19 protein-coding genes and 3 tRNA genes are annotated in these 22,930 nt (G+C 68.0%); 2 read left to right on the top strand and 20 right to left on the bottom strand.

Going from position 1 to position 22,930, the window contains the following annotated elements; genetic code table 11:
- Positions 1 to 22: 22 nt before the first annotated feature.
- From fusA to ACFXMF_RS18645, 13 genes are all read right to left on the bottom strand, one after another.
- Positions 23 to 2,152 carry an elongation factor G gene (gene fusA, locus ACFXMF_RS18705; RefSeq protein ID WP_360308760.1) on the bottom strand — a complete coding sequence of 710 codons (2,130 nt, stop codon included), beginning with the start codon at positions 2,150 to 2,152 and terminating at the stop codon, positions 23 to 25.
- A gap of 42 nt (positions 2,153 to 2,194) precedes the next feature.
- Complete coding sequence (gene rpsG, locus ACFXMF_RS18700; protein WP_161360661.1) at positions 2,195 to 2,665, bottom strand: 30S ribosomal protein S7; 471 nt, start codon at positions 2,663 to 2,665, stop codon at positions 2,195 to 2,197.
- Positions 2,665 to 3,039, bottom strand: coding sequence for a 30S ribosomal protein S12 (gene rpsL / locus ACFXMF_RS18695; RefSeq protein ID WP_020549242.1), 375 nt, complete (start codon positions 3,037 to 3,039; stop codon positions 2,665 to 2,667). Before rpsL ends, rpsG begins: the two co-directional genes overlap by 1 nt.
- A 448-nt stretch (positions 3,040 to 3,487) precedes the next feature.
- Entirely contained in the window at positions 3,488 to 3,988 is a 501-nt protein-coding gene (locus ACFXMF_RS18690) for a DUF4190 domain-containing protein (RefSeq protein ID WP_379988893.1), read from the bottom strand.
- Between the two features lie 148 nt (positions 3,989 to 4,136).
- Complete coding sequence (locus ACFXMF_RS18685; RefSeq protein ID WP_360308752.1) at positions 4,137 to 8,012, bottom strand: DNA-directed RNA polymerase subunit beta'; 3,876 nt, start codon at positions 8,010 to 8,012, stop codon at positions 4,137 to 4,139.
- A 138-nt stretch (positions 8,013 to 8,150) separates the two neighbouring features.
- Positions 8,151 to 11,630, bottom strand: a complete 3,480-nt coding sequence (gene rpoB / locus ACFXMF_RS18680; RefSeq protein ID WP_360308749.1) for a DNA-directed RNA polymerase subunit beta — start codon at positions 11,628 to 11,630, stop codon at positions 8,151 to 8,153.
- 672 nt (positions 11,631 to 12,302) lie between these two features.
- Positions 12,303 to 12,680, bottom strand: a complete 378-nt coding sequence (rplL, locus tag ACFXMF_RS18675) for a 50S ribosomal protein L7/L12 (protein ID WP_380017838.1) — start codon at positions 12,678 to 12,680, stop codon at positions 12,303 to 12,305.
- A gap of 93 nt (positions 12,681 to 12,773) precedes the next feature.
- Positions 12,774 to 13,337, bottom strand: coding sequence for a 50S ribosomal protein L10 (gene rplJ, locus ACFXMF_RS18670; protein WP_360308743.1), 564 nt, complete (start codon positions 13,335 to 13,337; stop codon positions 12,774 to 12,776).
- A 412-nt stretch (positions 13,338 to 13,749) separates the two neighbouring features.
- Entirely contained in the window at positions 13,750 to 14,466 is a 717-nt protein-coding gene (gene rplA, locus ACFXMF_RS18665) for a 50S ribosomal protein L1 (protein ID WP_360308740.1), read from the bottom strand.
- A gap of 130 nt (positions 14,467 to 14,596) precedes the next feature.
- Complete coding sequence (gene rplK, locus ACFXMF_RS18660; RefSeq protein ID WP_020549250.1) at positions 14,597 to 15,031, bottom strand: 50S ribosomal protein L11; 435 nt, start codon at positions 15,029 to 15,031, stop codon at positions 14,597 to 14,599.
- Between the two features lie 172 nt (positions 15,032 to 15,203).
- Complete coding sequence (gene nusG, locus ACFXMF_RS18655) at positions 15,204 to 16,058, bottom strand: transcription termination/antitermination protein NusG (RefSeq protein ID WP_379991923.1); 855 nt, start codon at positions 16,056 to 16,058, stop codon at positions 15,204 to 15,206.
- A 67-nt stretch (positions 16,059 to 16,125) separates the two neighbouring features.
- Positions 16,126 to 16,536 carry a preprotein translocase subunit SecE gene (secE, locus tag ACFXMF_RS18650; protein ID WP_380017837.1) on the bottom strand — a complete coding sequence of 137 codons (411 nt, stop codon included), beginning with the start codon at positions 16,534 to 16,536 and terminating at the stop codon, positions 16,126 to 16,128.
- 35 nt (positions 16,537 to 16,571) lie between these two features.
- Positions 16,572 to 16,644, bottom strand: a tRNA-Trp gene (locus ACFXMF_RS18645).
- 205 nt (positions 16,645 to 16,849) lie between these two features.
- Between ACFXMF_RS18645 and ACFXMF_RS18640 the strand changes: the two genes are divergently transcribed.
- Together ACFXMF_RS18640 and ACFXMF_RS18635 are read left to right on the top strand one after the other, a co-directional pair.
- On the top strand, positions 16,850 to 18,094 hold the full coding sequence (locus tag ACFXMF_RS18640) for a pyridoxal phosphate-dependent aminotransferase (protein ID WP_379991921.1): 1,245 nt from the start codon (positions 16,850 to 16,852) through the stop codon (positions 18,092 to 18,094).
- A gap of 113 nt (positions 18,095 to 18,207) precedes the next feature.
- Positions 18,208 to 19,281 carry an adenosine deaminase gene (locus ACFXMF_RS18635; protein WP_360308731.1) on the top strand — a complete coding sequence of 358 codons (1,074 nt, stop codon included), beginning with the start codon at positions 18,208 to 18,210 and terminating at the stop codon, positions 19,279 to 19,281.
- 24 nt (positions 19,282 to 19,305) lie between these two features.
- Here the strand turns inward: ACFXMF_RS18635 and ACFXMF_RS18630 are convergent, their stop codons facing one another.
- The 7 genes from ACFXMF_RS18630 to ACFXMF_RS18600 all read right to left on the bottom strand — a co-directional run bounded on the left by ACFXMF_RS18630 (position 19,306) and on the right by ACFXMF_RS18600 (position 22,751).
- Positions 19,306 to 20,358: a UDP-N-acetylmuramate dehydrogenase gene (locus tag ACFXMF_RS18630; protein WP_379991920.1), complete on the bottom strand. Its 1,053-nt coding sequence runs from the start codon at positions 20,356 to 20,358 to the stop codon at positions 19,306 to 19,308.
- 33 nt (positions 20,359 to 20,391) lie between these two features.
- Positions 20,392 to 20,820, bottom strand: a complete 429-nt coding sequence (locus tag ACFXMF_RS18625; protein ID WP_360308725.1) for a MaoC family dehydratase — start codon at positions 20,818 to 20,820, stop codon at positions 20,392 to 20,394.
- A 2-nt stretch (positions 20,821 to 20,822) separates the two neighbouring features.
- Entirely contained in the window at positions 20,823 to 21,284 is a 462-nt protein-coding gene (locus tag ACFXMF_RS18620; protein ID WP_360308722.1) for a MaoC family dehydratase N-terminal domain-containing protein, read from the bottom strand.
- Between the two features lie 115 nt (positions 21,285 to 21,399).
- A complete protein-coding gene (gene rpmG, locus ACFXMF_RS18615; RefSeq protein ID WP_004571794.1) occupies positions 21,400 to 21,564 on the bottom strand; it encodes a 50S ribosomal protein L33 in 165 nt (54 codons plus the stop codon).
- A 76-nt stretch (positions 21,565 to 21,640) separates the two neighbouring features.
- A tRNA-Met gene (locus tag ACFXMF_RS18610) sits at positions 21,641 to 21,716 on the bottom strand.
- 45 nt (positions 21,717 to 21,761) lie between these two features.
- A tRNA-Thr gene (locus ACFXMF_RS18605) sits at positions 21,762 to 21,834 on the bottom strand.
- Positions 21,835 to 21,899: 65 nt separating this feature from the next.
- Positions 21,900 to 22,751, bottom strand: coding sequence for a hypothetical protein (locus ACFXMF_RS18600; RefSeq protein WP_380020691.1), 852 nt, complete (start codon positions 22,749 to 22,751; stop codon positions 21,900 to 21,902).
- Positions 22,752 to 22,930: the final 179 nt, after the last annotated feature.

The raw sequence follows: 22,930 nt of genomic DNA, 5'->3' as shown, positions 1-22,930 counted from the left end.
GCTGGTGCCGCGGTGGCGGTGATTACTCGCCGCGCGACTTGGCGATGATCTCCTCGGCGACGTTCCTCGGAACCTCGGCGTAGGAGTCGAACTGCATGGAGTAGCTCGCGCGACCCGAGGTCTTGCTGCGGAGGTCGCCGACATAGCCGAACATCTCCGACAGCGGGACCAAGGCCTTGACGACGCGCGCACCAAAGCGCTCGTCCATGGCCTGGATCTGGCCGCGACGCGAGTTGAGGTCGCCGATCACATCGCCCATGTAGTCCTCGGGCGTGGTGACCTCGACGGCCATCATCGGCTCCAGAAGAGCCGGACTGGCCTGCCGAGCCGCTTCCTTGAACGCCTGCGAACCGGCGATCTTGAACGCGAGTTCGGACGAGTCGACCTCGTGGTAGCCACCGTCGATCAGCGTCAGACGCACGCCGACCATCGGGTAGCCGGCGAGAACGCCGTACTGCATGGCCTCCTGCGCACCCGCGTCCACCGAGGGGATGTACTCCCTGGGGATACGGCCACCGGTGACCTTGTTGACGAACTCGTACGCGTCACCCTCGAGCGGCTCGAGCGCGATCTGCACCTTGGCGAACTGACCGGTACCACCGGTCTGCTTCTTGTGCGTGTAGTCCACGCGCTCGACGACCTTGCGGATCGTCTCGCGGTAGGCCACCTGCGGCTTGCCGACGTTGGCCTCGACACCGAACTCACGGCGCATCCGGTCGACCAGCACCTCGAGGTGCAGCTCGCCCATGCCACCGATGATGGTCTGGCCGGTCTCCTCGTCGGTGTGCACCTGGAACGAGGGGTCCTCGGCCGCGAGGGACTGGATGGCGACACCCAGCTTCTCCTGCGCACCCTTGGACTTCGGCTCGATCGCGACCTGGATGACCGGAGCCGGGAAGGTCATCGACTCCAGGATCACCGGGTTCGCCGGGTCGCAGAGCGTCTCACCGGTGGTGGTGTCCTTGAGACCCATCACGGCGATGATGTCGCCCGCGCCGACCGACGGGATCTCCTCACGCTTGTTCGCGTGCATCCGGTAGATCTTGCCGATGCGCTCCTTCTTGCCCTTGACCGAGTTCAGCACGAAGCTGCCGGCTTCCAGGACACCCGAGTAGACCCGGACGAAGGTGAGCTTCCCGAGGTGCGGGTCGCGCATGATCTTGAACGCGAGACCGGCGAAGGGCTCGGCGTCGCTCGGCTGGCGAACGATGGACTTCTCGGCGTCGTTGACGTCGTGGCCCTCGATGCCCGAGATGTCGAGCGGCGACGGCAGGTAACGAACGACCGCGTCGAGCAGGGGCTGAACGCCCTTGTTCTTGAACGCGGTACCGCAGAACACCGGGGTGAACGTCGGCTTGTCCTTGTTGTCACCCAGCGTCGAGGCGATGGTGGCGCGACGGATCGCGGCCATGAGCTGCTCCGTGGTGGGCTCGGTGCCCTCCAGGTACAGCTCCATCATCTCGTCGTCGAATTCGGCGATCGTCTCGAGCAGCTTGCCGCGGTACTCGGCGGCGGCCTCGGTGTGCGTGGCGGGGATGTCGACGACGTCGTACATCTCGCCCTTGGCAGCCTCGGCCGACCAGACCAGAGCCTTCATGGCGACCAGGTCGACTACGCCCTGGAAGTCCATCTCGGTGCCGATCGGAAGCTGCATGACCAGCGGAACCGCGCCCAGCCGCTCGTCGATCATGTCGACACAGCGGTGGAACTCGGCGCCGGTGCGGTCGAGCTTGTTCACGAAGCAGATGCGCGGCACGCCGTACCGGTCGGCCTGACGCCAAACGGTCTCGGACTGCGGCTCCACGCCGGCGACACCGTCGAAGACGGTGACGGCGCCGTCGAGCACGCGCAGCGAACGCTCCACCTCGACGGTGAAGTCGACGTGGCCAGGGGTGTCGATGATGTTGATCGTGTGATCGACGTCTTCGAGCGTCCAGTGACAGGTCGTCGCGGCAGACGTGATGGTGATGCCGCGCTCCTGCTCCTGTTCCATCCAGTCCATGGTGGCAGCGCCCTCATGAACCTCACCGATTTTGTAGTTGACGCCTGTGTAGAACAGGATCCGCTCGGTGGTGGTGGTCTTGCCCGCGTCGATGTGGGCCATGATGCCGATGTTTCGGACCTTGGCCAGATCAAGAGCAGTGGTAGCCATCGTGGCTTGTCTTCTCTCGGCTTCTCGTCGTTGCGGGTGGAACTACCAGCGGTAGTGCGCGAAGGCCTTGTTGGACTCGGCCATCTTGTGAGTGTCCTCGCGGCGCTTGACCGCGGCACCGAGACCGTTGCTCGCGTCCAGCAGCTCGTTCATCAGACGCTCGGTCATCGTCTTCTCGCGACGAGCGCGGGAGTAGCCGACGAGCCAGCGGAGAGCGAGGGTCGTGGAGCGGCCCGGACGGACCTCGACCGGCACCTGGTAGGTCGCGCCACCGACGCGGCGGCTGCGGACCTCGAGGGTCGGCTTCACGTTCTCGAGGGCACGCTTGAGCGTGATGACCGGGTCGGTACCGGTCTTCTCGCGGCAACCTTCGAGAGCGCCGTAGACGATCTTCTCGGCGACGGAGCGCTTACCGTGCGACAGGACCTTGTTCACCAGCGAGGTGACCAACGGCGAGTTGTAAACCGGGTCGATGATGACCGGTCGCTTGGGGGCAGGGCCCTTACGCGGCATTAGCTCTTCTCCTTCTTCGCGCCGTAGCGGCTGCGCGCCTGCTTGCGGTTCTTGACACCCTGGGTGTCGAGCGAACCACGAATGATCTTGTAGCGGACACCGGGGAGGTCCTTCACACGACCACCACGAACGAGCACGATCGAGTGCTCCTGGAGGTTGTGACCCTCACCGGGAATGTAGGCCGTCACTTCGATGCCACTCGTGAGGCGCACACGCGCGACCTTGCGAAGCGCCGAGTTCGGCTTCTTCGGCGTCGTCGTGTAAACACGGGTGCACACGCCGCGACGCTGCGGGCTCCCCTTGAGCGCCGGAGTCTTGGCCTTGTCGACCTTGTCCTGGCGGCCCTTTCGGACCAGCTGCTGGATCGTGGGCACCGCGTCTCCGTCTTCTTCGTGCCGAGCGGTCTTTTTGAAGCGACTGCAATGTCTGAATCGGCCTGCATCCCGGTCGACGCCGGAGCCAACCGCAAGTCCGACCCCCGCGGTCGGGCGTGTCGCCCGGTCTTGGGAGTGTGCTTGCTTAGGAGGCTGTGGGTCGGTCTCTCGGGCCTCTCACGCACAGATCCCGTCGGGATCGCGGTGAGCGCAGCCACAAGAGCCCGGGGACACCCCAGGCACAAGGAGAGAGACTACCTACCACAGCAGCAGAGGTCAAAGCGAAAAGAAAGACCCCCGCCACGACATGGAATTCGGTGCTCTCACCGTGGTGGAGCACCGAATCGTTCAGGGCGGTACATCACCCTCCGAGCCCCACCGTACCCGGCATTGCGGCCCGAGGCGAACGAGCGCGCGCCCGGTTCCCCACCGGGGGCGCGAACGTGACTCAGCACACCGCGCGCAGTGCGCCGAACAGATGCAGGTAGTCCGAATAGTCGTCATTGTTCGAATCCAGGACCAAGACCACGATGGTCAGCGCCAGCAGGGCCATGCCGATCCAGCCCAGCACCACGCCGGCGATCGCCATGCCCCGACCCTGCTGGCCGGTACGAGCGGTCTGGGCCAGCGCTATGTGTCCGAAGATCACCGCGAGCAGGCTGCCCAGCCAGTAGAGCCACAGGATGCCCAGGATCATCGACGCGATGGCCAGGCCGTTGGTGCCCGGCTGGGGCAGGTAGCCGCCGTAGCCGGAGTGCTGGGGGTAGCCGTATCCGTACGGCGGCTGCTGCCCGTACTGCGGCGCCTGGCCGTAGCCGTAGGGCGCGGGCGACTCCCCCGGTCCGTAGCCGTATCCGTAGGGCGGGTACGGCTCGCCGTACGGGTTCTGCGCGTCGCCGTACGGCTGCTCTCGATAGGGCCCGTACTCGGACCCGCCAGGGGTGCTCATGGAGGTTCTCCCGGGGTGGGACGACGCGTCGCCGGTATCGTCGCACCGATCGTCGCGCGGTGGAGAGGGTCCGCGTACCGAAGGTATGGATATGCGACAGGGCCGCCACCCCGAAGGATGGCGGCCCTGTGCGTCGACCGGGGGCTGATCAGCCCTGGTAGCCGCCGAAGTCGTACTCCTCCAGCGGGACGGCCTGGCCGGAGCCGGAACCGAACGCGGAGTAGTCCGCCTCGTCGTACCCGGACATCGAGTACATCGCGGCCTTGGCCTCTTCGGTGGGCTCGACCCGGATGTTGCGGTAGCGGGGCATGCCCGTACCGGCCGGGATGAGCTTGCCGAGGATCACGTTCTCCTTCAGGCCCAGCAGCGGGTCCGACTTGGCGTGGATCGCCGCGTCGGTCAGCACCCGGGTGGTCTCCTGGAAGGAGGCCGCCGACAGCCACGACTCGGTGGCCAGCGACGCCTTCGTGATGCCCATGAGCTGCGGACGACCCGAGGCCGGGTGCCCGCTCTCGGACATCACCCGACGGTTCTCGGTCTCGAACCGGCCACGCTCGACGAGCTCGCCCGGAAGCAGCTCGGCGTCGCCCGACTCGATGATCGTCACGCGGCGGAGCATCTGCCGAATGATGATCTCGATGTGCTTGTCGTGGATCGACACACCCTGCGAGCGGTAGACCTGCTGGACCTCCGCCACGAGGTGGATCTGCACGGCACGCTGGCCGAGGATGCGCAGCACGTCGTGCGGGTTGACCGCGCCGACGAGCATCTTCTGACCGACGTCGACGTGGTCGCCCTCGTCGACCAGCAGGCGCGAGCGCTTGCTGACCGCGTACGCCAGTTCCTCGGAACCGTCGTCCGGGACCACCACGACCTTGCGGGTCTTCTCGGTGTCCTCGATGCGCACCCGACCGGCCGCCTCGCTGATCGGGGCGACACCCTTGGGGGTGCGCGCCTCGAAGAGCTCGACGACACGCGGCAGACCCTGCGTGATGTCGTCACCCGCCACACCACCGGTGTGGAAGGTACGCATCGTGAGCTGGGTGCCGGGCTCACCGATCGACTGGGCGGCGATGATGCCGACCGCCTCGCCGATGTCCACGAGCTTGCCGGTCGCCAGGGAGCGGCCGTAGCACATGGCGCAGGTGCCGACCTTGGACTCACAGGTCAGGACCGAACGCGTCTTCACCGACTCGACGCCTTCGGCGACGAGGTGGTTGATGATCACGTCGCCGAGGTCGGCGTTGGCCGGGGCCAGCACCTTGCCGTCGACGACGACGTCCTCGGCCAGGTTGCGGGCGTACACGCTGGTCTCGACGTCGTCGTCCTTGCGGAGCACGCCGTCGGCGCCGCGGGTGGCGATCGACAGGACGAGGCCGCGGTCGGTGCCGCAGTCCTCCTCGCGCACGATCACGTCCTGCGACACGTCCACCAGACGACGGGTCAGGTAACCCGAGTCGGCGGTACGCAGCGCGGTGTCGGCCAGACCCTTACGGGCACCGTGCGTCGAGATGAAGTACTCGAGGACGGACAGACCCTCACGGAAGGACGCCTTGATGGGACGGGGAATCGTCTCGTTCTTGGCGTTCGACACCAGACCACGCATACCCGCGATCTGACGCATCTGCATCATGTTTCCGCGGGCACCCGAGTCGACCATCATGAAGATGGGGTTCGTCTTGGGGAAGTTCAGGTTCATCGCCTCGGCAACCTCGTTGGTCGCCTTGGTCCAGATCTGAATCTGCTCCTGCTGACGCTCGTCCTTGGTGATCAGGCCGCGCTCGTACTGCTTCTGCACCTTCTCGGCCTGGGCCTCGAAACGCTCCAGGATCTCCTTCTTCGCCGGCGGCACGACGACGTCGGAGATGGAGACGGTGACACCGGAACGGGTGGCCCAGTGGAAGCCGGCCTCCTTCAGGTTGTCCAGCGTTGCCGCCACGACCACCTTCGGGTACCGCTCCGCCAGGTCGTTCACGATGATCGACAGCGTCTTCTTGCCGATCTCCTCGTCGACGAACGGGTAGTCCGCCGGCAGGAGCTCGTTGAACAACGCGCGACCGAGCGAGGTGCGCACGCGCAGCGGCGAACCGGGCTCCCAGCCCTCGGGCGCGACCCAGCCGCGCGACGGGACGGTACCCGCCGGCAGCCGCAGCTCGATCTTCGCCTGCAGGTCGAGCTCACGGGCGTCGAACGCCATGATCGCCTCGGCCGTGGACGCGAAGACGCGCCCGTCGCCCTTGGTGATCTCCCGCTCGGAGGTCAGGAAGAACAGCCCGAGCACCATGTCCTGGGTCGGCATGGTGACGGGGCGACCGTCGGCCGGCTTCAGGATGTTGTTGCTGGACAGCATGAGGATGCGGGCCTCGGCCTGCGCCTCCGCGGAGAGCGGCAGGTGAACGGCCATCTGGTCACCGTCGAAGTCCGCGTTGAACGCGGTGCACACGAGCGGGTGGATCTGGATGGCCTTGCCCTCGACGAGCTGCGGCTCGAACGCCTGGATGCCCAGACGGTGCAGCGTCGGTGCCCGGTTGAGCAGCACCGGGTGCTCGGCGATGACCTCTTCGAGCACGTCCCACACCACGGGGCGGGCGCGCTCGACCATGCGCTTGGCCGACTTGATGTTCTGCGCGTGGTTGAGGTCCACCAGGCGCTTCATCACGAACGGCTTGAACAGCTCGAGCGCCATGGCCTTCGGCAGACCGCACTGGTGCAGCTTGAGCTGCGGGCCGACGACGATGACCGAACGCGCGGAGTAGTCCACGCGCTTGCCGAGCAGGTTCTGACGGAAACGACCCTGCTTGCCCTTGAGCATGTCGGACAGCGACTTGAGCGGCCGGTTGCCCGGGCCGGTCACCGGACGACCGCGGCGGCCGTTGTCGAACAGCGCGTCGACGGCCTCCTGGAGCATCCGCTTCTCGTTGTTCACGATGATCTCGGGGGCACCGAGGTCGAGCAGACGCTTCAACCGGTTGTTGCGGTTGATCACGCGGCGGTACAGGTCGTTCAGGTCGGAGGTCGCGAAGCGGCCACCGTCCAGCTGCACCATCGGACGCAGGTCCGGCGGGATCACCGGGACGCAGTCCAGGACCATGCCGTTGGGGCTGTTCCGGGTCTGCTGGAACGCGGAGACGACCTTGAGGCGCTTGAGCGCGCGGGTCTTCTTCTGGCCCTTGCCGGTGCGGATGATCTCGCGCAGCTTCTCGGCCTCGGCGTCGAGGTCGAACGACTCCAGCCGACGCTGGAGCGCCTGCGCGCCCATGCCGCCCATGAAGTACGTGCCGAAACGGTCACGCATCTCACGGAAGAGGATCTCGTCGCCTTCGAGGTCCTGGACCTTGAGGTTCTTGAACCGGGTCCAGACGTCGTCGAGACGGTCGAGCTCGCGCTGGTTGCGGTCGCGAAGCTGCTTCATCTCACGCTCGGCACCTTCGCGCACCTTGCGGCGGACGTCGGACTTGGCGCCCTCGGCCTCCAGCTCGGCGAGGTCGGTCTCGAGCTTCTTCTGGCGCTCTTCGACGCTGGCGTCACGACGCTGCTCGATCTGCTGACGCTCGACCGAGATCTTGGCGTCGAGGGACGGCAGGTCGCGCTGGCGACGCTCGTCGTCGACGTACGTGATCATGTACGCCGCGAAGTAGATGACCTTTTCGAGGTCCTTCGGGGCGAGGTCGAGCAGGTAGCCGAGGCGGCTGGGCACGCCCTTGAAGTACCAGATGTGCGTGACGGGCGCGGCGAGCTCGATGTGGCCCATGCGCTCACGACGCACCTTGGCGCGAGTGACCTCGACGCCGCAGCGCTCACAAATGATGCCCTTGAAGCGGACGCGCTTGTACTTGCCGCAGTAGCACTCCCAGTCCCGGGTCGGACCGAAGATCTTCTCGCAGAAGAGCCCGTCCTTTTCCGGCTTCAGGGTGCGGTAGTTGATGGTCTCGGGCTTCTTGACTTCACCGTGCGACCACTGGCGGATGTCGTCTGCGGTAGCGAGGCCGATACGCAGCTCGTCGAAGAAGTTGACGTCGAGCACTGTTTCGTCAATCCCTCTTTCGGGGTTTGGTCCCGGCGGTCACGGCTGGGGCTGTGCCGTGCTCACCAGTGTGTGTCTTCATCAGGACTGGGGTCGAAATCCCGGGGCCGGCCTCACGGCCGGACCCGGGAGGGAGCCTCAGACCTCTTCGACGCTGCTCGGCTCACGCCGCGACAGGTCGATACCAAGCTCCTCCGCAGCGCGGAAGACGTCCTCGTCGGTGTCGCGCATCTCGATCGACATACCGTCGCTGGAGAGGACCTCCACGTTGAGGCAGAGCGACTGCATCTCCTTGATGAGCACCTTGAAGGACTCGGGGATGCCCGGCTCCGGGATGTTCTCGCCCTTGACGATCGCCTCGTAGACCTTGACTCGGCCGAGGACGTCGTCGGACTTGATGGTCAGCAGCTCCTGGAGCGCGTAGGCGGCACCGTATGCCTCGAGTGCCCACACCTCCATCTCACCGAAGCGCTGGCCACCGAACTGGGCCTTACCACCCAGCGGCTGCTGGGTGATCATCGAGTAGGGACCGGTCGACCGGGCGTGCAGCTTGTCGTCGACCAGGTGGTGCAGCTTGAGGATGTACATGTACCCGACCGACACCGGGTGCGGGAACGGCTCGCCGGAGCGGCCGTCGTACATCTTCGCCTTGCCGGTGCCGTCGATCAGACGGACACCGTCGCGGGTCTTGTTGGTCGAGTCGAGGAGACCGGTGATCTCCTCCTCGCGCGCACCGTCGAAGACCGGGGTGGCGACGTTGGTGCCGGGGGCACCCTGGTCGGCCGCGATCGCCCGGAGGCGACCCTTCCAGTCCTCGTCGTCGCCCTCGACGCTCCAGCCGGTCTTGGCGATCCAGCCGAGGTGCGTCTCCAGGACCTGACCCGGGTTCATGCGGGACGGGACACCGAGCGGGTTGAGGATGATGTCGACCGGGGTGCCGTCCTCCAGGAACGGCATGTCCTCGACCGGCAGGATCTTCGAGATGACGCCCTTGTTGCCGTGTCGACCGGCGAGCTTGTCACCGTCGGTGATCTTGCGCTTCTGCGCGACGTAGACGCGGACCAGCTGGTTCACGCCCGGCGGCAGCTCGTCGCCGGCCTCGCGGTCGAAGACGCGCACGCCGATGACCTTGCCGGACTCGCCGTGCGGGACCTTGAGCGAGGTGTCGCGCACCTCGCGCGCCTTCTCGCCGAAGATCGCACGGAGCAGACGCTCCTCCGGGGTCAGCTCGGTCTCACCCTTGGGCGTGACCTTGCCGACCAGGATGTCGCCGGGTACGACGTCGGCGCCGATCCGGATGATGCCGCGCTCGTCCAGGTCCGCGAGGACCTCTTCGGAGACGTTCGGGATGTCCCGGGTGATCTCCTCCGGGCCGAGCTTGGTGTCCCGGGCGTCGACCTCGTGCTCCTCGATGTGAATCGAGGAGAGCACGTCGTCCTGCACCAGACGCTGCGACAGGATGATCGCGTCTTCGTAGTTGTGACCCTCCCACGGCATGAACGCCACGAGCAGGTTCTTGCCGAGGGCCATCTCGCCCTCTTCGGTGCACGGACCGTCGGCCAGCACCTGGCCGGCCTCGACCCGCGCGCCCTCGTCGACGACGACCTTCTGGTTGAAGGACGTGCCCTGGTTCGAGCGCATGAACTTCTGCACGCGGTACGTGGTGTACGTCGCGTCGTCGTTCATCACGGTGATGTAGTCGGCCGAGACGTCCTGGACCACACCCGGCTTCTCGGCGGTGATCACGTCGGCGGCGTCGACCGCGGCGCGGTACTCCATGCCGGTGCCCACCAGCGGGGACTCCGCCTTCAGCAGCGGCACGGCCTGGCGCATCATGTTCGAGCCCATGAGCGCGCGGTTCGCGTCGTCGTGCTCGAGGAAGGGGATCATCGCGGTCGCGACCGACACCATCTGGCGCGGCGAGACGTCCATGTAGTCGACTTCGTCGCCGGGGATGTAGTCGATCTCGCCGCCGCGGCGACGCACGAGCACACGGGCCTCGGCGAAGACGTCGTCTTCCTTGAGCGGCGCGTTCGCCTGGGCGATGACGAAGCGGTCTTCCTCGTCGGCCGTCAGGTAGTCGATGCCGTCGGTGACCCGGCCCTCGATCACCTTGCGGTACGGGGTCTCCACGAAGCCGAACGCGTTGACCCGACCGTAGGACGCGAGCGAGCCGATCAGGCCGATGTTCGGGCCTTCGGGGGTCTCGATCGGGCACATCCGGCCGTAGTGCGACGGGTGCACGTCACGGACCTCGAAGCCGGCCCGCTCACGCGAGAGGCCACCGGGGCCCAGGGCGGAGAGACGACGCTTGTGGGTCAGGCCCGACAGCGGGTTCGTCTGGTCCATGAACTGGGAGAGCTGGCTGGTGCCGAAGAACTCCTTGATGGAGGCGACGACCGGCCGGATGTTGATCAGGGTCTGCGGCGTGATCGCCTCGACGTCCTGGGTGGTCATCCGCTCGCGGACGACGCGCTCCATCCGGGCCAGGCCGGTCCGGACCTGGTTCTGGATGAGCTCGCCGACGTTGCGCAGGCGACGGTTGCCGAAGTGGTCGATGTCGTCGACCTCGACCACGATCTCCTGGCCCGACGCGCCTTCCATGGCCTCTTCGCCGGCGTGCAGCTTGACCAGGTACTTGATGGTCGCGATGACGTCTTCGACGGTCATGACGCCGGCGTCCAGCGCCTGCTCGACCCCGAGCTTCTTGTTCACCTTGTAGCGGCCGACCTTGGCGAGGTCGTAACGCTTCGGGTTGAAGTAGAGGTTCTCGAGCAGGGTCTGCGCGGCCTCGCGGGTCGGCGGCTCCCCCGGACGCAGCTTGCGGTAGATGTCCAGCAGCGCGTCGTCCTGGCCCTGGGTGTGGTCCTTCTCCAGGGTCTGCCGCATCGACTCGTACTGGCCGAACTCCTCGAGGATCTGGGAGTCGGTCCAGCCGAGCGCCTTCAGCAGCACGGTGACGCTCTGCTTGCGCTTGCGGTCGATGCGGACACCGACGGTGTCGCGCTTGTCGATCTCCAGCTCCAGCCAGGCACCACGCGAGGGAATGACCTTCGCGCTGAAGATGTCCTTGTCGGACGTCTTGTCGACCTGGCTGTCGAAGTAGACACCCGGGGAGCGCACGAGCTGGGACACCACGACACGCTCGGTGCCGTTGATGATGAAGGTGCCCTTGTTCGTCATGAGCGGGAAGTCGCCCATGAAGACCGTCTGGCTCTTGATCTCGCCGGTCTCGTTGTTGGTGAACTCGGCCGTGACGAACAGCGGCGCCGAGTACGTGAAGTCGCGCTCCTTGCACTCCTCGATGGAGTTCTTCGGAGGCTCGAACCGGTGGTCCCGGAACGTCAGGGACATCGAACCGGAGAAGTCCTCGATCGGAGAGATCTCTTCGAAGATCTCTTCGAGGCCGGACTTGGTGGGCACATCCTGTCCGCCCGCGAGGGCGGCCTCGACCCGTGCCTTCCACGCACTGTTGCCGAGCAGCCAGTCGAAGCTCTCGGTCTGCAACGCGAGAAGGTTCGGAACCTCCAGGGGTTCCCTGATCTTGGCGAAGGAGATGCGGAGCGGGGCAGTGGCGGCGCCGGGGTTGGTAGCGGAGGCGGTGCGCGAGGCGGCCAAGAGGGGTCCTTCCGAGGGCTCGGACTCACTATGCGCATACAAGACGGCCCGGGTTCATACACCGGGAGAAGTCGATAGGCAGCGCAAAGGGTCAGTGTAGCCACAAGGCACACCGCTGTCCAGCCCCTACGAAGGGCCGGTCCACCACCCGGATTCAGAAACCATCCGGCAACCGTGCTTCAGGGGTGCGTCCGAAGAATTGCGCGCCCCGATCCGTTCGTCAAGGGGTTGCTTTCCCCCTCAGAGCCGACGGAACCCTTCCGCGCCCCGGGAAAACCGGACGGAGGTCCCGATCCTGCGGCCTGCGACGAGAGTCTCGTCACATCGGCCGACCGGGTTCGCGAGGAGCCTCGGGAAGCCTGGAAAACACGGTAGACCGCCCGTCCGACAACGACCGGATCCGGCGGCTCACGAGAGGGTCCGCGCGCCCTGGCGCGCGCCCTCGGCGAGGCGCGACGGGCCTGGTACGAGCGGGTTCGGCGGACGCCGAGAGTGTTGGGAGTATCACCCTTTCGAGCGAGGCCGAGAGAGGTATGTCCGACTCTGGGCGGCTCGCCGCGGGGGTCGCCCGGCGCCGTCGAACGGTCCGTGATCCGGTCCGGAAAAGCCCGAAGGCGATCGCCCTGACGGACGATCGCCTTCGGTGATGCCGCCCGAAGGGGCGGCGTCGAATTACTTGACCTCGACCGAGGCGCCGGCGCCTTCGAGGGCAGCCTTCGCCTTCTCGGCGGCCTCCTTCGAGACCTTCTCCAGGAGCGCCTTGGGGGCGGAGTCCACGAGGTCCTTGGCCTCCTTCAGACCGAGGCTCGTGAGCGCGCGCACCTCCTTGATGACCTGGATCTTCTTCTCGCCGGCACCCGTGAGGATGACGTCGAACTCGTCCTGCTCCTCGGGCGCTTCCGCGACGGCGACCGGGCCGACGGCGACGGCGGCCGGGGCGGCAGCCTTGACGTCGAAGGTCTCCTCGAAGAGCTTCACGAAGTCCGAGAGCTCGATGAGGGTCATTTCCTTGAACGACGCAAGCAGCTCGTCGTTGCTGAGCTTCGCCATGATCGGCGGTCCTTCCTGATCAATTCGGCTGGTGCCGGGTGGTGTGGGATGGCGGGGGCGCTGCCCCCGGCGACCAAGGTCGCGACTGCCGAACTACTCGGCGGTCTCGGCCTCGGCGGCGGGAGCCGGCTCGCCGGCACCGCCCTGCTCGACCTTCGCGCGCAGCGCGTCCGCAGTGCGGACGAACTCCGTGAGCGGAGCCTGGAAGGTCGCCGCGGCCTTGGCCATGGTTCCCTTCATGGCGCCCGCCAGCTTGGACAGCAGCACCTCGCGGGACTCGAGGTCCGCGAGCTTCTTGATCTCGTCGGCGCTGAGCGCCTTGCCCTCAAGGACGCCGCCCTTGATGACGAGAAGGGGGTTCGCCTTGGCGAAGTCACGCAGGCTCTTCGCGGCCTCCACGGGGTCACCCGTGACGAACGCGATCGCGGACGGGCCTTCGAAGAGGTCGTCCAACTGAGCGATGCCCGCCTGGTTGGCGGCGATCTTGGTCAGCGTGTTCTTCACCACGGCGTACTGCGCGTTCTCACCGAGCGAACGACGCAGCTCCTTGAGCTGCGCGACGGTGAGTCCGCGGTACTCGGTCAGCACTGCGGCGTTCGAGTCACGGAACTGCTCCGTGAGCTCGGCGACCGCGGCCGCCTTGTCGGGCCTCGCCATAGGGCTGGCCTCCTTCCGCGATGCGATTGCCGATCGACCGTGGCGGTCGATCGTGTGCCGGATGAATACGCCGGTCCGCAGGGCGGAAGGGGTCCACATACAAAAACGCCCCGGCGCAGGCGCACGGGGCGTACATCCTCGAAACACGCGGAGTCCGCGGGTCTCGGGGGCAACGTCTCACGTTCACACCTGCGCAGGCCGTCCGCAATGCGGAACCTTCGTTTGCCGACCCTGCCTTACGGCACGACGACAACGACCGACGGTCTTTGGCTCGGTGCCAAGGTACGCGATGGCACTCGTTCGGAGCAAATCGGTTCGCGGAGGAAGGGCTGGCGCGGCGCGGGCCGACGGCGAACGTGCCGAGGCCCGGCACACCGTGGGGTGTGCCGGGCCTCGTTCGCGTGCGGGCGGATCAGACCGCCTCTTCCTCCACCAGGAGGTTGCGGACGCGGTTCGGGTCGACCTGGATGCCGGGGCCCATCGTGGTCGAGACGCCGACCTTCTTGATGTAGCGACCCTTGGCGGCCGACGGCTTCGCGCGGAGCACCTCTTCGAGGGCGGCGGCGTAGTTCTCGACGAGCTGGGTGTCGTCGAACGTCGTCTTGCCGATGATGAAGTGCAGGTTCGAGTGCTTGTCGACGCGGAACTCGATCTTGCCGCCCTTGATCTCGTTCACGGCCTTCGCCACGTCGGGCGTGACCGTGCCGGTCTTCGGGTTGGGCATGAGGCCACGCGGGCCGAGCACGCGGCCCAGGCGGCCGACCTTGCCCATCAGGTCCGGGGTGGCGACGACGGCGTCGAAGTCGAGCCGACCCTTCGCGACCTCGTCGATCAGCTCGTCGGAGCCGACGATGTCGGCGCCGGCGGCCTTGGCAGCCTCGGCACGGTCACCGGTCGCGAAGACCAGGACCCGGGCGGTCTTGCCGGTGCCGTGCGGGAGGATGACGGTGCTGCGGACCATCTGGTCGGCCTTGCGCGGGTCGACGCCCAGGCGCATGGCCACCTCGACGGTGCCGGCGAACTTGGAGGGCGAGGTCTCCTTGGCCAGGCGAACGGCCTCGAGCGGCGAGTAGAGCCGGTCGTGGTCGACCTTGGTGTCGGCCTCGCGGTAGGACTTGCTGCGCTTCACTGAAAGCTCCTGAAATTCCGAAAGGAGTTGTGGTGGGAGCGGGTCGCGCGGACCCTTCCACTCCGCCAGGTCGTGGGCTTTCGCGCACGTCCTCGCGTCGGTTCTGGTACTGCCGGACTGCGGGGCTCGATCAGCCCTCGACCGTGATGCCCATCGAACGCGCGGTGCCGGAGATGATCTTCTCCGCGGCGTCGATGTCGTTGGCGTTCAGGTCGGCCATCTTGGTCTGCGCGATGCCGCGGATCTGCTCGCGGGTGACCTTGGCGACCTTGGTCTTGTGCGGCTCGCCCGAGCCCTTCTCGACACCGGCGGCCTTGAGGATCAGGCGCGCGGCCGGCGGCGTCTTCGTCACGAAGGTGAAGGAACGGTCTTCGTAGACCGAGATCTCCACCGGGACGATGTCGCCACGCTGCGACTCGGTCGCCGCGTTGTACGCCTTGCAGAACTCCATGATGTTGACGCCGTGCTGGCCCAGAGCGGGACCGACCGGCGGGGCCGGCGTGGCTGCGCCGGCCTTGATCTGCAGCTTGATGATCGCTGACAGCTTCTTCTTCTTGGGAGGCATTTTTTCCGGGTCCTTCGACGAGATGTACGTCCCGATCACCACGCGGAGCGCGGACGTGTTCGGGCCCGCCACGCGGTGCGGCGCCCCCTCAACGATAACCACCGTTGTGAGGGCGCCTTGTCCACCACCCGGATGCGACCCCGGCGAAACGGGGTCCCACCTGGGGGAAGTATCAGTTCTTCTGGATCTGGCTGAACGAGAGCTCGACCGGCGTCTCGCGCCCGAAGATCTCCACCAGACCCTTGACCTTCTGCGAGTCGGCGTTGATCTCGTTGATCGTCGCCTGCAGCGTCGCGAAGGGACCGTCGATGACGGTGACCGAGTCGCCGACCTCGAAGTCGAGCACCTTGACCTCGGTCGTGCTCTTGGCACCGCTGCCGCCGCCGGCCGCCTTCTCCTCCTCGGGGGCGAGGATCTTGACGACCTCGTCGAGGGTGAGCGGGAAGGGCTCGTGCGCGTTCCCGACGAAGCCGGTCACCCCGGGGGTGTTCCGGACCGCGCCCCACGACTCGTTCGTCAGGTCCATCCGGACCAGCACGTAGCCGGGGAACTTGTTGCGCTTGACGGTCTTGCGCTGGCCGTTCTTGATCTCGACGACCTCTTCCTGCGGCACCTCGACCTGGAAGATGTACTCCTCCATGTTGAGCGAGGTGGTGCGGGACTCGAGGTTGGCCTTCACGCGGTTCTCGTAGCCCGCGTACGAGTGGATGACGTACCACTCGCCCGGGGCGCGGCGGAGCGCGTCCTTGAAGTCCTCGACCGGGTCGCCCTCGGGGGCGTCCTCGAGCTCGGCGTCGTCGTCCTCGGCCTCGGCGGCTTCGGCGTCGTCCTCGAACTCGTCGTCCGCGTCCTCGGCGTCGTCGTCCTCGGTGGCCTCGGTGTCTTCCACTTCGTCATCGGTGGAGACGGCCGGGGCCTCGGCCGCGTCTTCGAGGTCTGCGTCCTCGAAAGCTGCGGCCTCCGCCTGCTCCGACAGGGCCACCGTCTCGTCGGCGGAGTTGTCGGCGGACAGGTTCGGGTCAGACACGTTGGGTACTTCTTCCTGGCTGGGGGTCGAACGGTCGTTGCAGGCGCGCTGCGAAAAGGGGTGAGGCTCAGCCGAAGATGGCGAGCGCGGCCTTCGCGAAGCCGAGGTCGAGTCCGTAGACGATGCCGATGATCATCAGGCAGAACACGATGACCACCGTGGTGTACGTGCTCAGCTCGTTGCGGGTCGGCCAAACGACCTTGCGCAGCTCGGCGATGATTTGCCGGTAGAAAAGAGCCGCCCGCGCGAACAGGTTCTTCTTCTTCTGCTCCGGCTTGCCCGAAGAACCCTTCGGGCGGTTCGCCCGGCGACCGCCGGGGGGCTCGTCGTCGGAGCCGCGGCCATCAGAGCTGCTGTGCTCAGGCGTAGCCGTGGAGCCGTGGGCCTCCGTCAACTCGTCCTCACCTGATCCGGTCCGACCGTGATCACCGACGGGGTTGTCGGCGCCGACAGTTTGCGCTGACTGCGTACGAGCCACGGCCGATCCGAGGATCGACAGCGGTTCGCACATCGCAGGGCACGAGGGACTTGAACCCCCAACCCCCGGTTTTGGAGACCGGTGCTCTGCCAATTGAGCTAGTGCCCTTCACGTGGTCATCAACCTAGCGGAGACACCGACCCGAGAACACAACATTTTCGGGCGCGGCAGCATGCAGGTTGGGACCGCCAAGCGTCGAGTGTACGGGGTCCGGTGCGTCAGGTCGAACCCGTGCCGCGCGGGTCCGCCGGATCGACGCGCCGGCGCGAAATCGACAGGCCCGCGCCGAGGCGGAAATGCGACCATGGCCGGCATGACGGCTCCCACCCCCAGCTCCCCGTCCGGGCCCACCGCCAAGCGCCGGGTCTCGGCCCTCGTCGGTGCCATCGCCGAGTCCGCGACGCTCGCGGTCGACGCCAAGGCCAAGGCGCTCAAGGCCGCCGGTCGACCCGTGGTCGGCTTCGGCGCGGGCGAGCCGGATTTCCCCACGCCCGAGCACATCGTGGAGGCGGCGGTCGCGGCCTGTCGCGAGCCGAGGTTCCACCGCTACACGCCGGCCGGCGGGCTGCCCGAGCTGAAGGCCGCGATCGTGGCCAAGACGCTGCGTGACTCGGGCCTGGTGGTGGACCCGGCCCGGGTCCTGGTGACCAACGGCGGCAAGCAGGCGATCCACGAGGCGTTCGCGGCCGTCCTGGACCCGGGCGACGAGGTGCTCGTGCCGGCGCCGTACTGGACCACCTACCCGGAGTCGATCAAGCTCGCGGGCGGGGTCCCGGTGGCCGTGGTCGCCGACGAGGGCACCGACTACCTGGTGTCCCTCGAGCAGTTGGAGGCGGCGCGCACCGAGCGCACCAAGGTGCTGGTGTTCGTCTCGCCGTCGAACCCGACCGGCGCGGTGTACTCGCGGGAGCAGACCGAGGCGATCGGGCGCTGGGCCCTCGAACACGGGCTGTGGGTGTTGACCGACGAGATCTACGAGCACCTGGTCTACGACGACGCCGAATTCGTGTCGATGCCGGTGCTGGTGCCCGAGCTCGCGGACCGCTGCGTGATCGTCAACGGGGTCGCCAAGACGTATGCGATGACCGGCTGGCGGGTCGGTTGGATCATCGCTCCCGAGGACGTGATCAAGGCGGCCACCAACTTCCAGTCGCACGCCACCTCGAACGTGTGCAACATCGCGCAGGCCGCCGCGCTCGCCGCGCTGACCGGCGATCCGGCCGCGGTGGAGACGATGAAGGTCGCCTTCGACCGGCGCCGGCGCACGATCGTGCGGATGCTGAACGAGATCCCGGGCGTGCGGTGCCCCGAGCCCAAGGGCGCGTTCTACGTCTACCCGTCGGTCAAGGGGGTGCTGGGCAAGGAGATCCGGGGGGTGCGGCCGGCGACCTCGGCCGAGTTGGCGGCCCTGATCCTGGACGAGGTCGAGGTGGCCGTGGTGCCGGGCGAGGCGTTCGGCACCCAGGGCTATCTGCGGCTGTCCTACGCGCTCGGGGACGAGGACCTGGTCGAGGGGATCGAGCGGATCGCCCGGCTGTTGGGCGAGGCGAAGCGGTAGGCGCGGCGCCGGCGCGGTCGTTCACGTGCCGGCCGCCGAAGTTTCGGCTCTCCTTCAGGGGATCATCCGCAGTACCCCTCACGTGCGAGGGGCCGGTGGTCCATGATCTGTGGATGGATCGTCCCGCACGCGATGTCCGCACCCTCCCGAAGGCTCATCTCCACCTGCACTTCACGGGATCCATGCGGTCGCAAACCCTGTTGGAACTGGCGGATCTGCACGGAGTGCGGCTGCCCGACTCGCTGACCTCGGGTCGACCACCACGATTGCGGGCCACCGACGAGCGGGGCTGGTTCCGGTTCCAGCGGTTGTACGACATCGCCCGCTCGTGTGTGCGCACGCCGGACGACATGCACCGGCTGGTCCGCGAGGCGGCGGAGGACGACCGGTCCGAGGGTTCGGGCTGGTTGGAGATCCAGGTGGATCCGACCTCGTACGCGCCGCGCCTGGGCGGGTTGACGCCGGCGGTCGAGATCGTGCTCGACGCGGTGGAGGCCGCCCGGGAGGCGACCGGGATCGGGATCGCCGTGGTGATCGCGGCGAATCGCACCAAGCACCAGTTGGAGGCGCGCACGCTGGCCCGGCTCGCCGCGCAGTACACCGACCGGGGTGTGGTCGGCTTCGGGCTGTCCAACGACGAGCGGCGGGGGCGGGCGCCCGCGTTCGAGCGGGCCTTCGAGATCGCCCGGCACGCCGGGCTGTTCGCGAACCCGCACGGCGGCGAGTTGGACGGGCCGCGCAGCATCCGCGAGTGCGTGGACATATTGGGCGCGCGCCGGCTCGGGCACGGGATCCGGGTGGTGGAGGATCCCGAGTTGATGGCGCTGCTCGCGCGGCGGCGGATCGTGTGCGAGGTGTGCCCGGCGTCCAACGTCGCGCTCGGCGTCTACGACAAGGCCGCGGATGTGCCGCTGCGGAGGTTGTTCGACGCGGGGGTGCCGATCGCGTTGGGCGCCGACGATCCGTTGTTGTTCGGTTCGCGGTTGGCCGCGCAGTACGAGTCGGCTCGCGACGATCACGGTTTCGACGACGCGGAGTTGGCCGAGCTGGCCCGGCAGTCGATCCTGGGCTCGGTGGCGCCGGCGCACGTACAGCGCGCGCTGCTGGACGGGGTGGACGGGTGGCTGGCGGCGCCCGGTGTCGCGGCGCGGGCGGATCTGCTGCCCGCCCGGCCGCCGGCTCGGTGACCGAAGGGCGCGGCCGGCCCCGGGTCAGAGCTCGGCGTTGATCAGGACCGGTTCGTTGATCAGGGTCACGCCGAACACCTCGTGCACGCCGTCGCGCACCTCGCGGGCCAGGGTGAGCAGGTCCTCGGTGCTGGCCTCGCCGCGGTTGGTCAGGGCCAGCGTGTGCTTGGTGGAGATGCGCGCCCGGCCCTGTCCGTAGCCCTTGGTGAAGCCGGCCCGCTCGATCAGCCAGGCCGCGGAGGTCTTCACGTGGTCGGCGCCGGAGGGGTAGCGCGGCGGGGTGACGTCGGGGCCCAGGTGCCGCGAGGTTCGGGTGGTCAGCTCGGCGAAGGCGTCGTGGGTGAGGATCGGGTTGGTGAAGAACGAGCCCGCGCTCCAGGTGTCGTGGTCGGCCGGGTCCAGCACCATGCCCTTGCCGCGCCGCAGGCTCAGCACCGCCGTCCGGGCCGCCTCGACCGGGACCTGCTCGCCCGGCTCGACGCCGAGCGTACGAGCCAGTTCGGCGTACCGGATCGGCGCCGAGCGGCCCGCGTCGTCGCGCAGCCGGAAGCGCACTCGCAACACCACGAAGCGGTCGTCGCCCTTGAAGACGCTGTGCCGGTAGGTGAAGCGGCATTCGGCGGCGGTCAACGTGCGCAGGGCGCGCTCGGTCCGGTCGTAGACCTCGACCGCGGTGATCGTCTCGGCGACCTCCTGGCCGTACGCCCCGACGTTCTGCACCGGCGTCGCGCCGGCACTGCCCGGGATGCCCGCGAGGCATTCGATGCCGGACAGGCCCGCGGCGACGGCGGCGGTGACCACGTCGTCCCACGGCACGCCGGCCTCGACGCTCAGGTCGGTGCCGGCCAGGTGCAGCCCGGTGGTGGCGATCCGCAGTACGTCCCCCGGGAATCCGTCGTCGCCGACGACCAGGTTGCTGCCGCCGCCGAGCACGAGCAACGCGATGCCCTGCTCGTCGGCGGCACGAACGATCGCCGGCACCGCGTCGGTGGTCGTGGCCGTGTGGAGCCGACGGGCCGGACCGCCGAGGCGGAGGGTGGTCAGGGAGGCGAGAGGCGCGTCGGTTTCAGGCTGCACCGTTGGATTCTCGCATCCCGGCCGGGGCGGGACTCAGGCGAGCTGGACCACGGCCCTGGGCACACCCAGGACCTTGGCACCGCCGGCGGTGACCACCAGGTCCACCCGGGCCCGGCGATCGTCCAGGAGCACCGCGACCTTGCCGGTGACCTCGATGGTCGCGCCCTCGACGGTGTCCGCGACCACGACCGGCTTGGTGAAGCGCACGCCGAACTCGATCAGCGCGCCCGGGTCGCCGAGCCACTCGGTGACCACCCGCGCGGCCTCGGCCATGGTGAACATGCCGTGCGCGATCACGTCCGGCAGGCCGACCTCGGTGGCGAACCGGCCGTTCCAGTGGATCGGGTTGAAGTCGCCCGAGGCGCCCGCGTAGCGGACCAGGGTCTCCCGGGTGACCGGGAAACTGCGGGCGGGCAGTTCGGTGCCGACCGCGACGTCGTCGAAGGAGATCTTGGCGGTCATGGTCAGCCCTCCGAGTCGTCGGCCGCGGCGCGGGCCACCAGGGTCGAGAGCGCGGTGACGATGTGCTCGCCCTCCACGGTGGTCACCTCGGCGCGCGTGGTGAGGATGTCGTTGCCCGCGAGGGACTTGATGTTGTCCACGGTGGTCACCACGGTCAGCCGGTCGCCGGCGCGGACCGGGCGGGTGTAGGTGAACTTCTGGTCGCCGTGCACGACGCGCGAGTAGTCCAGGCCCAGCTCGGGGTCGTAGACCACCTGGTCCGCGGCGCGCATGGTGACCACGATCGCGAAGGTCGGCGGCGCGATCACGTCCGGGTGGCCGAGCGCCTTGGCCGCCTCGGGGTCGTTGTACGCGGGATCGGGGTCGCCGATCGCGGCGGCGAACTCGCGGATCTTCTCCCGACCCACCTCGTACGGCTCGGTGGGCGGATACGTCCGCCCGATGAACTTCGCGTCCAGCGGCATGTAGCGGTTCTCCCTGGTGGGTGGCGGGCCGGTGTGGGCAACGCTGCGGAGAATACGACAACGAGGCCACCCCCCTGATGGGGAGTGGCCTCGTCGGTGTCGTGGTGCGAACCGCCTAGCGGGTTTCGCGGTGCGCGGTGTGCGCGTTGCAGCGGGGGCAGTGCTTCTTCATCTCAAGACGGTCCGGGTCGTTACGCCGGTTCTTCTTGGTGATGTAGTTCCGCTCCTTGCACTCCACGCAGGCCAGCGTGATCTTCGGGCGGACGTCGGTGGCAGCCACTGGAGTGCCTTCCTTGCGGTCAGGGGTGAATACAGCAAAAGCAGCCGATGCGGAGTCTCCCCCGAATCGGCTCGCTTGGTAGCGGCGACCGGACTTGAACCGGTGACACAGCGATTATGAGCCGCTTGCTCTACCGTCTGAGCTACGCCGCCTCAACGAGGCCCCCGCCTGTTTCCAGGCGGGGATCCCATCGTCTGAGCCCCAATACGGAATCGAACCGTAGACCTTCTCCTTACCATGGAGACGCTCTACCGACTGAGCTATTGGGGCGAGCAGGAAAACCATACACGCTGCCCGTCACCGATCGGAAATCGATTGGCGCAACGCCCCCGGCTCTACTGCTCGGCGGACCAAACAGCCCTGGTCAGAGCACCTTCGACGGTTTGCGAGTAGACGGCGGCGGCCAGCCACGCGGCGGACAAAAGGTCGTTGTCGCCCGCGCGAAGACGCCCGAAAACATCCCGTTCGCGGCCCGCCGCGACCTGCCCGAGGCGCTCGACCAGGGTCGCTCCCGTGGCCAGCCCGACCCGGCGCAGTCGGGCGGTGTCGGCGGCGGTGGAACCGGCCAGCGCGAGCACCGGCCGACCGCCGCTGATCGCTCGCTCTACGTGACGGTGCATCAGGTACAGCGGGCCGGCCGGGAGTTCCTCGGCCGCGACGGTCACGGCGGGGGTCGACGCGGCGGCCGGGAGGTCGGCGCGGTGCAGCCGGTCCAGGCCCAGGTCGACCCGGCCCAGCCGGTCCTCGGCCAGTCGCAGTGTCGGTCCCTCGCCCAGCGGGACGCCGACCGCGAGCACCCGCACGGCACGGTCGGCGCCGGGTTCGAGGCGGCCGATCAGCCGCAAGCGCAGGCCCGGACAGGTCGCCAGCAGGCGCAGGTTGTCGCGGTAGGCGAAGGCGGGGTCGGCGTGCGCGACGAGCAGGTGCACATCGAATCCGGCGCAGACTGCGTGGACCCGGTCCCGGGCGCCGGGGGTCGGGCCGAGCACGGTGACGTCGAGGAAGACCAGGTCGGCGCCTGCGGGGCGGTCGTCGGCGGGCCGATCGCGGTGGCCGACGACGCGGTCGACCTGGGTGGCCGGCGGCACGTCCCACAGCGCGCCGAGCGGCTCGTCGGTCCAGGCCGCGCCACCGGCCCGGGCCGCGCGGACCCCCTGGCCGGCGCCGAGCCGGCCGCCGGCGGACACGGTGGCGCCGGAGACGACCAGGCCGGCGCGGGTGAGCGCGACCGGGTCGATGGAGGTGTCGCCGACCCGGATCGCGCGGGTCGCGGGGGCGCCCCCCCGGGGGGGGGCGCCGGGGGGGCCGGCGCCCCAGGTGGGGCGGGGGGTGGGGTTTAAAAAAAAGTAGCAAGCCCCCCAAAAAG

This window comes from Embleya sp. NPDC059213, from assembly GCF_042754445.1.
Lineage (GTDB): Bacteria > Actinomycetota > Actinomycetes > Streptomycetales > Streptomycetaceae > Embleya.
This window is presented reverse-complemented; position numbering and strand designations above follow the sequence as displayed.